Origin of the sequence: Helicobacter sp. MIT 03-1616 (assembly GCF_000765685.2) — a bacterium.
Classification (GTDB): domain Bacteria; phylum Campylobacterota; class Campylobacteria; order Campylobacterales; family Helicobacteraceae; genus Helicobacter_C; species Helicobacter_C typhlonius.
This window is the reverse complement of record NZ_JROY02000002.1, coordinates 121,487-133,678: the sequence shown is the minus strand read 5'-3', so window position 1 is coordinate 133,678 and position 12,192 is coordinate 121,487. Positions and strand designations below refer to the sequence as shown.

Here is a 12,192-nt window from a genome sequence, read left to right as displayed (position 1 = left end):
AGTAACAAGATGTCATTATTTTATTAAAAAGTATATTGATAGGCTATGCTTGCGAGCATTGAACTTTTCCAATAAAAATTCTCATTATAACTTGACTTTATAGGCATTTTACAATATAGCTCCAAACGATGCTTTGCACCACCGGTAAAAGCCAAGCCAAAATTATAAAAATTTCTTCCACCTTTTAAATATGCATAGTCTAATATATCTGTAGTTTCAAAATTTAAACTTCCAAGCCCAACTCCACCAAAAAGTCCAATATAACTATAAGTATTAGGAATACGGAAATCAAGAAGCACATCAAAATTCCACGCCATAAAATCTTGTTTTATTTGAGTTAAAGTATTTTCTGTTTGCCCTCTACCAATATGTGAATCAACATAGATTCTAAAGCCAAGTATGCTATTATTGTGAGAGAAATATTGATAGCCCAATCTTGCTCCGCCAACACCCAAATCGCCTTTTACAGAATGTAATAAAGTTTGATATTCCATAGGCATAAGCCCTGCGCTAATACCTATTAACACACCGCTACGATTTTTTCCAAACATCTTATCAGCATCTTTATCAAGCTCTTGTGTGATTTTATTATTTTGTGCAAAATCCTGCTGCACAAGATTCTTCTGCGATTTTTCTTTAGGGTAGGAATACTGAAGTGCTTTGAGTTTTTGCTCAAGTTCTTCTACTTCTTTTTGCTTCTTTTGTTCCTCTATAGCTCGTTGGGCTTGTTGAGATTCAATCTCGCGAATTTGCCGCTCAAGTGCTGCTTTTCTCTCATCTAAACTCTCCGCATTTAGAATCTGCGCAATCATAAAAGCACAATAAAATAAATAATATCGCTTTTTCATCAAAATCCCCTTGATTTTTGCTCATAAAGCGATATTATACCCCCCCCCACTTAAATTCTGCTTAAAAATACACTCTACTTTTGCCAAGATTTTTGGGCTTTGAGTATCGTTTGGATTGAACTATGTGTCGCAATTATCCTCATTTTAAGAGCATTGTTTATTTGCGCTACCTATTCTTTTGTTTTTTTTGCATACGCCTTAGTCCCTCAAATTTTATCCATTTGCCATCAAGAATCCCAAACAAATAGAGCATAAGGCAAAAGGGCTGTTTTTACAATTTAGCATTTTAGAATCTAATTTAAGTTTTTTGGTGGTGTCCCCGGCGCGATTCGAACGCGCGACCTCACGATTAGGAATCGTGTGCTCTATCCAGCTGAGCTACGAGGACAAATGAGAATGAGTAACAAGAAGCCTTAAGAGACAAAAGGCGCATTTTACATTTTTATATGCCATAAATCAAGTCTCGCAAATCACACAATAGCTTTTTTTATGCTAGAATCTGCACTTTATATTTTACGATATTTCAAGGAGCATATATGGCAATCAAACTTGCAATCAATGGCACAGGGCGCATTGGGCTTTGTGCGGCTAGGATTATTGGGGAACGTGATGATATAGAGCTTGTTGCGATGAATAGCACGGCTGATATTGATACGCTCGTGCATTTGTTGCGTTATGATTCGGTGCATAGATTCTATGATGTTGAAAAAATGAGTGAAAACACACTCCGCATTGGTAAAAGCAAAAATGTGAAAATCCTAAGCGATAGAGACCCGCTCAATCTTGATTTTGGCGAAGCAGTGGGCGTGATTGAATGCACCGGGAAATTTAATGCTTTAGAAAAATCAAGCACACATCTAAAAGGCAATATTAAACGCGTGATAATCTCTGCTCCTGCGGATAATACGCCTACTTTTGTCTATGGCGTCAATCATACGCAATACAATGGTGAAAGTGTGATTTCAAATGCTTCTTGCACGACAAATTGTCTCGCTCCCATTGTGAAAGTGCTCGATTCTACTTTTGGCATTGAAAATGGCTTGATGACAACAATCCACAGCTACACAAATGATCAAAATCTCCTTGATGTCAAGCATAAAGATTTGCGCCGCGCTCGTGCGGCTGCGCAAAATATAATTCCTACAAGCACAGGTGCGGCAAAGGCTATCGGGCTTGTGCTACCGCATTTAGCAGGTAAGCTTAATGGTATTGCTGTGCGTGTGCCAACACCTGATGTAAGCTTGGTGGATTTAAGCGTGAATCTTAAAAGCGCAGTAAGCAAAGAGGCAGTGAATGAGGCATTTTATAACGCACAAAATGGCACAATTCTTGATGGTGCGCTTAAGGGGCTTATCATCGTTGATGATGAAAGCAGGGTTTCAAGTGATTTTATCGGCTGTGCGGCGAGTGCGGTGATTGTGCCGGATAAATGCGTGGCGATTGACAAAAGCGCAAAAGTGCTTGCGTGGTATGATAATGAAATGGGCTATACGCACCGCCTTATTGATATGAGTGCGTTTGTGTGCAAGGGACTATAAACAATGGCATTTGGGGGGAATTGTGGTTAGGTTTAGCTTTGATTTAGAGGTGAGTGAGGAAGTAAAAAGTCGTGCAGATTCTGTTTTTGAAGGCATAAAAAATGAGCATTTGCAGGGTAAAAGTGGTTATTATAAGCTCCCCTTTGATGAGAGTGCATTTGCAGTAGCGGCAGCATTTTGTGAGCGTGAGCGGGCATTTTTAGACACATTAAAATATCTCGTCATTATTGGTATTGGCGGTAGCTCACTAGGGCTTAAAGCCATTGATTCTATGCTTGAGCATTTGCCGCATAGAAATGTCCTCAAACTGCTTTTTTTAGAGCATACAGACCCGATAAATATCGCTAAAACATTGCAAGATGTGGAGCGGGATAACACGCTTTTTATTGTGATTTCAAAATCAGGCACAACTATTGAAACCTCCTCGCTCCTTAAATATGTGCTGTATAAATATCATTTACTTGCAGATTCTAGCACAAAGCGGCATTTACTCGCCATTACCGATACAGACTCGCCGCTGCAGTCTTTCGCACAGAGTGAGGGCATAGAGTATTTTAATATCGCGCCTAATGTGGGCGGGAGGTTTTCGGTTTTGAGTATGGTGGGAATCTTGCCTTTGATGATTTTAGGCTTTGATGTGAGCGCATTATTACAAGGGGCAGCGCAGCTCATACAGCGTTTTTTTGAACGCAAAGAGGAGCATATTTTGCATAAAGCATTGATTTATGCGCTCAATGCCAAGCAAACGCCGATGAATGTGCTTTTCTCGTATTCTAGCCTTTTTACGCATTTTAATGCGTGGTATGTGCAGCTGTGGGGCGAAAGTCTAGGTAAAATCAATGCGCACGGGCAGAATGTCGGGCTTACGCCTATTGCGCTTATTGGTAGCATTGACCAGCATTCTTTCTTGCAACTCATCGTGCAGGGTGTGCGTGATAAGAGCATAACTTTTCTTAGCCTTGACCCCACGCATAGCCTTGAACCAAATATCCCAAAGCTTGAGATTCCATTTTTAGAATCTACAAATTTTGTCAATGGCGAGGGCTTTGCGACATTGCTTGACAAGCAGCGCATTGCGACAATGCAAAGCATAAAGAATGAGGGGATTATGAGTGATTGCATTAAAGTAATGAAGCTTAGCGAAGAAAGTGTGGGGATTCTCATCGCGTATTTTGAGCTACTCACTTCGTGTGTGGGTAATATCTTTGAGATTAATACCTACGACCAACCCGGTGTGGAGTTTGGCAAAGAGCGGCTAAGGAAGCTTTTTGAATCTTAAATGTGAGAGAAACCTATTAAAAATAAGGAATGAAAAATAAAAATAGTTTTGTAGTATGCGAATTGTAGCGCATTTGAATATTTTATCAAAACACCCCATTTAAGAGCAGGTAAAGATTTATTGTGCCCCTTATTCTTTGCGCTTTGTAGCAAATTAATACCTTGTATTCTTGTCTCCGCGCCTATGTGGCTTAGTTTTTTGAATCTTAGAAACTTTAGGCTTTTTAGAGGCTTTTTGCTCCTTGGTATCTTGCTTTGATATATGTTGTTCTATGCGCTCTTGTTCATTTTGTGTCTTATCCTCTTGCTCCATATCGTTTTGATTCTTTGCCTTAGCACTCAAAAATAAAGGCACACCGCTAAAATCAAATTCCTTACGTAATACATTAATCAAATATCGCTTATAGCTAAAGTGCAAACTATTTGGGCGGTTGCTTACAAGGGCGATTTGCGGGGGTTTCACATCATATTGTGTTGCATAATAAATTTTTACTATTTTGCCGTGGTCGCTTGGGATATGATGTGCGGCAGTGGCTTTAGTGATAACATCATTAAGCGCACTTGTTGGGATTCTAAAGCAAAATCGCTCATATACTTTTAGAATCTCCACTTTCAACTTATTGATATTGCGCCCATTAAGCGCACTTAGTGTCATTATCGGTGCAAAAGAGAGAAAAGGGAATCTATGCTTAAATTCTTGGATTATTTCTTTGTATTCTTTATACTTTTTGTCCCATTTGTTTAGCACCACAATCACACCCAAAGCGTGTTTAGGAATAAGAGAGCTAATTTTTTCATCTAATTCGACAAAACTCTCACTTGCATCAAGGACTAAAATCGCAATATGGCTTTGAGAAAGCATTGCATTTGTGCGAGAGAGGGCAAACTTTTCAATACCCTCTATTTTCCCTGCCCTCCTAATCCCTGCTGTATCGATAAATTTCACTCTTTTATCCTCTAGCATTATCTCCTCATCGACAGGGTCGATAGTTGTCCCAGCTACCTCGCTCACTACGCTTCTCTCTGTGCCTAAAAGCGCATTCAAAAGTGAACTCTTGCCGACATTTACGCGTCCAATAATCCCAACCGCTATGCAATCCTCCTCTTGCGGCTTAGAATCCAAAGATTCTAAAAACTCCTCCAAACTCTCATCTATATCCTCAAGTTGTTCCTTTAAATGCTCTCCCAAAGGCTGCTCTTTGGCAAGATTCAATATATCAAAAATACTCTCAAGTAAAAGAGTTATGCCACGATTATGTTGCACAGAAATAAAGCACATCTCCTGCGCTCCAAAGACGCTAAAATCCCACGCCCTCTGCTTGATTTTATCATTATCTACTTTATTTACGACAAGCAAAAGTGGCTTTTTCTCTCTCTGTAATGTGCGAAAATAAGCTATATCATCATCTTGTGGGATAATGCTTCCATCAACCATATATAGCACCATATCCGCCACTAATGCAGCCTTTTTAGAATATTCACTTACTTTAGCAAAAAGCCCTTGTGTCTTTTCAAGCCCACCTGTGTCAATAATCTCCACTTCAACGCCACTAATGCTAAAATGTGCCTTTTTCACATCGCGCGTTGTGCCACTCACAGGCGAAGTAATAGCCAAGTGCTGCCTAATCAATCTATTAAAAAGTGAGCTTTTGCCAACATTGGGTTTGCCTAAAATTGCAATGCTTTTCATTTGTATCCTTTAAATTATGCTACTATACAAGGTTTTTTGATAAAATACTTTTTACAAAATGATATGGTAGCCAAAGTTGGCTTTAGCTTGATAAAAATACAAAGGAATCCTGATGTATAAGATTATATACATTCTACTTTTTTGTGTTGTAGCCCTATTAGCAAAGACAAACGCGAATAAGGAGGAAATAAACTCTGTCGCTAAATCTCCGCTTACCACGCAAGATTCTGTAAATGAACCCACACACAACCTTGTAGAATCTAGCGCGATTGAAGCGCATTCACATACGCAAACCACAGCCAATAAACGAGAGGATAAAGAAGTATATGTCGATGAAGGCGTGGTATTTGTGCTACAAAAAGATGATGCGATGTTTAAAATGTATGGGGATTCTTACGCACTCGTGCCACTCTCAAAAAAACTTAAAGTATTTCTAGCCCAACAGCATTCTTCGCTTGATGCGCGGACTTTGCGCTCTGCCAAAAGCACTACGCAGATTTATAATCAAGGCAAAGAGATTCTATTTTATTACTCAAGTATTAAGGGTTCAAATCTATATAGCGAAATTGCCCCTGTAAGCTTCAAACTCACACTTGAAGAATATAATGATGAAAGCAAAAATCCTCACGAGATTATTGATATTTATAGAATCCACAACTTTGATGAGGCAATCTTAGAGGCAATTCCACACTCACTCTGCCACATCGTGCAAACAAGGCATTTTATCCGCGATAGGACGCGCAGTGAAATACTAATAAATCTTAATAACGCTATCAATCCGCGACTTTTGACACAAGGGAAAATCGAGCTTTTTCTCAAGTGCTATTTAGAGAATCTGAATCTCAAATAAGCCAAACATAAAATGAGTTTTTCTATAATGCGAGTTTTATTCCACTTTACAAAGGCGATATATGCGCGGATTCAAAATTTTTAGCGGTTCAGCCCACACTCTCTTTAGCAATGAACTTGCAAAGTTCCTCGATGTTAGCCTCTCAAAAGCAAGTATTAATCGCTTCAGTGATGGCGAAATTAGTGTGCGTATTGATGAATCTGTGCGTGGCAAGGATATTTTCATTATTCAGCCCACCTGTGCGCCCACAAATGACAATCTTATGGAGCTTCTTATAATCACAGACGCACTTAGGCGAAGTGGAGCAAACAGCATAAACGCAGTGATTCCATATTTTGGTTATGCAAGACAAGACAGAAAGGCTTCACCTCGTGTGCCAATTAGCGCAAGGCTTGTAGCAAACCTCATTGAACAAAGCGGTGTGCATCGCGTAATTACGATGGACTTGCACGCAGGGCAGATTCAAGGATTTTTCGATATTCCTGTGGATAATCTCTATGGCTCGATTGTGTTTGCAGACTACTTACGCACAAAGTCTTTTGAGAATCCTATTATTGCCTCGCCTGATATTGGTGGCGTAGCTCGGGCACGATACTTTGCAGATAAAATGGGTATGGACTTAGTCATAGTAGATAAAAAGCGCGAGAAAGCAAATGAAAGCGAAGTAATGAATATTATCGGCGATGTCAGTGGCAAAGATGTAATTCTTGTCGATGATATGATAGATACGGCGGGGACGATGTGTAAAGCAGCAGACGCGCTAAAAGAGCGTGGGGCAAAAAGTGTAATGGCACTAGGCACACACCCCGTGCTAAGTGGTCTAGCACTTGAACGCATAGCTAAAAGCTCACTTGATGAAGTGGTGGTTACAAACTCTATACCCTTGCGCAACTCTCACCCAAAAATCAAGGTGCTAAATGTCGCCCCACTCTTTGCTGAAGTTATTCGCAGAATCTATCATAATGAAAGTGTAAATTCACTCTTTATTTAAGACACTCAAATGGAACACATTGAGATTGCCACACTAGCGAGTATTGCTTTTTTTGCAGCATTAGGACATTGCATAGGTATGTGTGGAGGCATAGTCTTAGCTTATAGTGCCTCTTTACCCAAAGCCTCGCAGGATTCTAAATGTGCGGATTCTAAACTCGCCTTTTTACATCAACTCCCCTTTCATCTCTCCTATCATTGTGGCAAAATCACAACCTATTGCATTCTAGGCTTCATTATCGGTGCTCTAGGCTATGTAGCTATGCCAAATGAGAATATAAAATCCGGTGCTTTGCTTGTTGTGGGGGCTTTGCTTGTCATATATGGATTGGTAGTGGGGAATTTTGTGAATCTTACACAATATACAAAGATGAGATTTTCTATCCCTTCAAAAATCCTTATCTTTATGCGCCCTCTCATCGCCCAAAGCTCAAAATGGCGACTTTTCGTGCTAGGATTATTCAATGGCTTACTGCCCTGTGGCATTGTGTATTATTTTCTACTCACTGCAGCAATAGCAGGAAATGGTGTAAATGGCGCAATTGTTATGGGTATTTTTGGACTAACAGCTATGCCCTCACTTTTGTTTTTGGGGCTTATAAGCGCGAGTATTCAGCAAAAACGCGCACTATTTTTGCGCCTAAGCGCGATAATGATGATAATCTTTGGTGCGTATGAAATGTATAAGGCAAGCAAAATGCTAGGCTTTTTGACATTTTAGAATCTAGATTCTAGTTCTCATTTTTCACAATTATAAAGGAGGATTTATGCAAAAATGTGCGTTTTTTGATAGGGACGGCGTTATCAATAAAGACAATGGCTATGTGTATAAAATAGAGGATTTTTTCTTTAATGATGGGCTTTTTGAGCTGCTAAAGCTCCTTAAGTCTAAAAATTATTTGCTCCTTGTTATTACCAATCAATCTGGTATTGCGCGGGGATATTATAGTGAAGCTGATTTGGCAAAACTTCATCAATTTATGCAAGATTCTATAAAGGAAAAAACTGGCTTTGCTTTTGATAGAATCTACCACTGCCCACATTTGCCAAGCCAAAATTGTGATTGTCGCAAACCAAAGGCAGGAATGATAGAATCTGCTTGCAAAGATTTTCGCATTGATTTATCGCAATCATTTTTCGTAGGGGATAAAATCACAGATATGGAATGCGCACAAAATGCGGGAATAAATGGGAAATTTTTACTAGGAAGTGCGGAAGTAGCGGACAAAACACTGCAAAATATCCAAAAAATTGCCACTTTGCAAGAACTACATAGTATAATAGACACATTAGGCTAAAAGGAGCTAGTATGAAATACATCTATGACGACTTAGCGGAGAAAAAGATTCTCATTACGGGCGGGGCTGGATTCATAGGAAGCAATCTCGCATTTTATTTTCAAAACAAACACCCCCTCGCTAAGGTGTATGTATTCGATAAATTTCGCACAAGTGAGTGTTTCCCAAGTGGCAATCCCACTTCATTAGGGCATTTTAAGAATCTTATAGGATTTAAAGGCGAAATTATTGTAGGAGATATTACAAATCCAAATGATTTGCAAAAACTCAAAGAATATGACTTTGATATTATCTTTCATCAAGCAGCGATTTCAGATACAACAGTGCAAGACCAAAAACTCGTAATGGAGACAAATTATGAAGCATTTTTACACCTCATCGATTTAGCAAATGCTTGTCAAGCCATAATGATTTATGCTTCATCTGCGGGGACTTATGGCAACTCAAGCGCACCAAATATCGTAGGCAGTGGCGAAGTGCCAGAGAATGTATATGGCTACTCAAAACTTTGTATGGACGAATATGTGAGGAATCTCTTACAAAAAGACCCGGGCTATCCAATCATCGGCTTAAGGTATTTTAATGTCTATGGTGACAGGGAGCTGTATAAAGGTAAGACGGCTTCAATGATACTCCAGCTCTCACTCCAAGCCCTCGAACATAAAAAGGTGCGGTTATTCAAAAATGGCGAACAAAAGAGGGATTTTGTGTTTATCAAAGATGTGATTCAGGCAAATGTCAAGGCGATAGAATCTCCAAAGAGCGGTATTTATAATGTCGGTAGTGGCGAGGCGAGAAGTTTTAATGATATTATAGAGTGCTTAAAAAAAGGTTTGGGCGATTTTGAGGTAGAATATATCGATAATCCTTATAGTTTTTTCCAAAAACATACAGAAGCAGATATTACCTCAGCTAAAGAGTTTTTATCCTATGTGCCACGATTTAGTCTTGAAGAGGGCATACAAGCCTATATCCCTAGGATTCAAGAAATCTTTGCAAGTAGTAGATAAATGTTAGAATCTAAGCACCCTAAAATCCTCGTGGTTGGGGATTTGATGATTGACCATTATATATGGGGAAGTTGTGAGCGTATCTCTCCAGAAGCCCCTGTGCAAGTCGTTGATGTGAAAGATGAGAGTAATCGGCTTGGAGGAGCTTGTAATGTCGTGCATAATCTCATTGCTTTGAATGCACAAGTCTTTGTGTGTGGCATTGTGGGTAATGATGATGCAGGGTTGTGGCTTGGGGATAAATTAGAATCTATTGGCGTGGATATTTCTTATCTCTTTGTTGATACCTCACGCCCCACGACCAAAAAAACACGCATAGTCATAGCAAATCAACAAGTATTACGCGTGGATAGAGAGAGCAAAATGCCTATAGATTCAGATATGCAAAATGATATTATAAATCGCCTCCACGCCGTGCTTGATGAAGTGGATTGTGTGATTATTTCGGACTACAATAAAGGGCTTTTGAGTAAGGAATTCACGCAGTTTATTATCACTTATGCTAAGGAACATTCAAAGCCTGTTTTGTGCGACCCTAAGGGGCAGGATTATAGCAAATATCGCGGGGCAACCTTGCTTACACCCAATAAAAAAGAGGCACAGATCGCCACAGGCATAACAATAAATGATGAATATTCACTCATTCGCGCGGGTATGGCTCTCAAAAATCAATGTGAGCTTGATATTTCGCTCATCACCCTAAGCGAGGACGGCATAGGCATATTTGAAAACGACACTATGGAGCGCATTCCCACACGCGCAAAAGAGGTCTATGATGTAACAGGAGCTGGTGATACCGTTATCGCCGCATTGGGTTTTGCATTAAGCAGTGGCTACAATATCATAAAGGCTGCAGAGTTTGCAAATGCTGCTGCTGCAGTGGTGGTAGGCAAGGTGGGAAGCGCGGTAGCCACACATAATGAGATAGTGGAGTATCTCCATACACAAACCGCGAATATGCAACAACATATAGAATCTAAAATCATCACACAAGATTCCCTCCCTAATGTCCTTAAAAGCCTCAAGGGAAGCAAGATTGTCTTTACTAATGGTTGCTTTGATATTTTACACAGAGGGCATTTGACTTACTTAAATCACGCACGCGAACTAGGCGATGTGTTGATTGTGGGGCTCAATGATGATAGCTCGATAAAAGCCCTCAAGGGTAAATCTCGCCCTATAAATATCCTGCAAGAGCGCGCCTTTATGTTAGCTGGGCTTGAATGCGTGAGTTATGTGGTAAGCTTTAGCGAAAATACACCGCTTAATCTCATTAAGAAAATTCTCCCCGATGTGCTTGTCAAAGGCGGCGATTATCGTGGTAAGGAAGTCGTGGGGAGTGAATTTGCAAAGGAAGTCGTGCTGATTGACTTTGTGGAGGGCTACTCAAGCTCACAAATCATAGAAAATATTAAAGGAGACAAAAAATGAAGACATTTATAGAATCTGAATTCAACGCTCATTTACAAAGTGTGCAAAAAATTTTTTCACTCACAGAGCAGATACAAAAGGCTGCTTCTTTACTTACACAATCTCTTGCGCAAGGTGGAAAGATTCTTATTTGTGGTAATGGAGGCAGTGCTGCTGATGCCCAACATTTTGCCGCTGAACTTACCGGTAGATACAAAAGGGAGCGCAAAGGAATCGCAGGCATTGCTCTTAGCGTGGATACCTCTGCACTTACCGCTATTGGCAATGACTATGGCTTTGAGTTTGTATTCTCTCGTCAAGTAGAGGCATTAGCAAAAAAAGGTGATGTGCTTTTTGGTATTTCTACGAGCGGAAACTCTGCAAATGTGCTTCAAGCCACGAAAGTAGCGCGTGATATGGGTTGTGCTATCATCGGGCTAAGCGGGCGTGATGGTGGCAAACTCAATCAAACAAGTGATATTAATCTCATTATGCCAAGTGATGACACGCCTAGAATTCAAGAACTACATATCCTTGTTATACATATTTTATGTGACATTATCGAAAAAGCAAGTATGGAATAAAACGCTGAATGCTCCTGCCTAAGACTTTACAATCACTACAAAACACACAAAAAGATGTGATTAAAGATACCCTGCAAGATGCACTTTATAGCTATGGCGTAAATGTCGCGCTCCTAGATGTGATTTTTGGGCATTATTTTATCTACGCGCTTTTAAGTGATGGTGTGCTTATGCCAGTATTTTTACACGAAAATCGCATTAGCTATAAGCAATCTCAAGCCTATGGACTACCTAAGGTGCATTTTTGCGTATGTAACGAAATAGCCGAAGATTTTAATCTCGCAAACAAAGCCCGCACACTTGATTCAAAGCATTATATCGCTAAGTTTAGTAATAAAAATGCCTTTAGTGTGAGTATCAAGCAGGGGCTAAATGATGTGGGGCTGTATAATGATTATCCGCTTGATCTTTGCCCTATGTGTAGCGAGATTCTTAAATTTTTACGCGAGGGTGAGGCTATTGATAGCACTTTACAAGTATATGTGTTTTCACACCAATGGCTAAATCTTTTAGAATCTCGCCCAGAAATTAGGCAAAGGGAACTGCTTGTTTTACAAGATTCTAATCTTTTTTGCTACAAATGCAAGAAACCTCTTGCATCTCAAACAGAGGCATGGATACGCATTAACGAGCATATCTTAGAGGTATGTTGTTGTTAATTTTTTTGTGTTACACTCACTCTCTTTTAAGCTTTTG

General features: G+C 39.8%; 12 protein-coding genes and 1 tRNA gene. 10 read left to right on the top strand and 3 right to left on the bottom strand.

Annotation, left to right across the window (positions count from 1 at the left end; genetic code table 11):
- Nucleotides 1–23 precede the first annotated feature (23 nt).
- Together LS67_RS01940 and LS67_RS01935 are read right to left on the bottom strand one after the other, a co-directional pair.
- Complete coding sequence (locus tag LS67_RS01940) at nt 24–848, bottom strand: outer membrane beta-barrel protein (RefSeq protein WP_034327347.1); 825 nt, start codon at nt 846–848, stop codon at nt 24–26.
- A 311-nt stretch (nt 849–1,159) separates the two neighbouring features.
- Nucleotides 1,160–1,236, bottom strand: a tRNA-Arg gene (locus LS67_RS01935).
- Between the two features lie 148 nt (nt 1,237–1,384).
- On the opposite strand from LS67_RS01935, the gene gap reads away from it, so the two are divergent.
- On the top strand, nt 1,385–2,386 hold the full coding sequence (gene gap, locus LS67_RS01930; protein ID WP_034327348.1) for a type I glyceraldehyde-3-phosphate dehydrogenase: 1,002 nt from the start codon (nt 1,385–1,387) through the stop codon (nt 2,384–2,386).
- 22 nt (nt 2,387–2,408) lie between these two features.
- A complete protein-coding gene (locus LS67_RS01925; protein WP_231944750.1) occupies nt 2,409–3,665 on the top strand; it encodes a glucose-6-phosphate isomerase in 1,257 nt (418 codons plus the stop codon).
- Between the two features lie 153 nt (nt 3,666–3,818).
- Here the strand turns inward: LS67_RS01925 and der are convergent, their stop codons facing one another.
- Entirely contained in the window at nt 3,819–5,354 is a 1,536-nt protein-coding gene (gene der, locus LS67_RS01920) for a ribosome biogenesis GTPase Der (RefSeq protein WP_034327351.1), read from the bottom strand.
- A 112-nt stretch (nt 5,355–5,466) separates the two neighbouring features.
- Here der and LS67_RS01915 point away from each other — a divergent pair, with 112 nt between their 5' ends.
- The 8 genes from LS67_RS01915 to LS67_RS01880 all read left to right on the top strand — a co-directional run bounded on the left by LS67_RS01915 (nt 5,467) and on the right by LS67_RS01880 (nt 12,155).
- Nucleotides 5,467–6,204 (top strand): hypothetical protein, encoded by a 738-nt coding sequence (locus LS67_RS01915; RefSeq protein WP_052099879.1) that lies wholly within the window; start codon nt 5,467–5,469, stop codon nt 6,202–6,204.
- Between the two features lie 61 nt (nt 6,205–6,265).
- Entirely contained in the window at nt 6,266–7,195 is a 930-nt protein-coding gene (locus LS67_RS01910) for a ribose-phosphate pyrophosphokinase (RefSeq protein ID WP_034327352.1), read from the top strand.
- Between the two features lie 9 nt (nt 7,196–7,204).
- On the top strand, nt 7,205–7,915 hold the full coding sequence (locus LS67_RS01905; RefSeq protein WP_034327355.1) for a sulfite exporter TauE/SafE family protein: 711 nt from the start codon (nt 7,205–7,207) through the stop codon (nt 7,913–7,915).
- A gap of 46 nt (nt 7,916–7,961) precedes the next feature.
- Nucleotides 7,962–8,492 (top strand): D-glycero-alpha-D-manno-heptose-1,7-bisphosphate 7-phosphatase, encoded by a 531-nt coding sequence (locus tag LS67_RS01900; RefSeq protein ID WP_034327356.1) that lies wholly within the window; start codon nt 7,962–7,964, stop codon nt 8,490–8,492.
- 11 nt (nt 8,493–8,503) lie between these two features.
- Nucleotides 8,504–9,502, top strand: a complete 999-nt coding sequence (gene rfaD / locus LS67_RS01895) for an ADP-glyceromanno-heptose 6-epimerase (protein WP_034327358.1) — start codon at nt 8,504–8,506, stop codon at nt 9,500–9,502.
- Nucleotides 9,503–10,933 carry a D-glycero-beta-D-manno-heptose-7-phosphate kinase gene (gene rfaE1 / locus LS67_RS01890; RefSeq protein WP_034327359.1) on the top strand — a complete coding sequence of 477 codons (1,431 nt, stop codon included), beginning with the start codon at nt 9,503–9,505 and terminating at the stop codon, nt 10,931–10,933.
- A complete protein-coding gene (gene gmhA / locus LS67_RS01885; protein WP_034327361.1) occupies nt 10,930–11,496 on the top strand; it encodes a D-sedoheptulose 7-phosphate isomerase in 567 nt (188 codons plus the stop codon). The genes rfaE1 and gmhA overlap by 4 nt, the downstream gene beginning before the upstream one ends.
- An 8-nt stretch (nt 11,497–11,504) precedes the next feature.
- A complete protein-coding gene (locus tag LS67_RS01880; RefSeq protein ID WP_034327362.1) occupies nt 11,505–12,155 on the top strand; it encodes a hypothetical protein in 651 nt (216 codons plus the stop codon).
- Nucleotides 12,156–12,192: the final 37 nt, after the last annotated feature.

Bases quoted from the DNA above. Each gene is read 5' to 3' on its own strand.
- LS67_RS01940 (WP_034327347.1), bottom strand. From the start codon at position 848: ATGAAAAAGCGATATTATTTATTTTATTGTGCTTTTATGATTGCGCAG.
- gap (WP_034327348.1), top strand. From the start codon at position 1,385: ATGGCAATCAAACTTGCAATCAATGGCACAGGGCGCATTGGGCTTTGT.
- der (WP_034327351.1), bottom strand. From the start codon at position 5,354: ATGAAAAGCATTGCAATTTTAGGCAAACCCAATGTTGGCAAAAGCTCA.
- LS67_RS01915 (WP_052099879.1), top strand. From the start codon at position 5,467: ATGTATAAGATTATATACATTCTACTTTTTTGTGTTGTAGCCCTATTA.
- LS67_RS01910 (WP_034327352.1), top strand. From the start codon at position 6,266: ATGCGCGGATTCAAAATTTTTAGCGGTTCAGCCCACACTCTCTTTAGC.
- LS67_RS01905 (WP_034327355.1), top strand. From the start codon at position 7,205: ATGGAACACATTGAGATTGCCACACTAGCGAGTATTGCTTTTTTTGCA.
- LS67_RS01900 (WP_034327356.1), top strand. From the start codon at position 7,962: ATGCAAAAATGTGCGTTTTTTGATAGGGACGGCGTTATCAATAAAGAC.
- rfaD (WP_034327358.1), top strand. From the start codon at position 8,504: ATGAAATACATCTATGACGACTTAGCGGAGAAAAAGATTCTCATTACG.
- rfaE1 (WP_034327359.1), top strand. From the start codon at position 9,503: ATGTTAGAATCTAAGCACCCTAAAATCCTCGTGGTTGGGGATTTGATG.
- gmhA (WP_034327361.1), top strand. From the start codon at position 10,930: ATGAAGACATTTATAGAATCTGAATTCAACGCTCATTTACAAAGTGTG.
- LS67_RS01880 (WP_034327362.1), top strand. From the start codon at position 11,505: ATGCTCCTGCCTAAGACTTTACAATCACTACAAAACACACAAAAAGAT.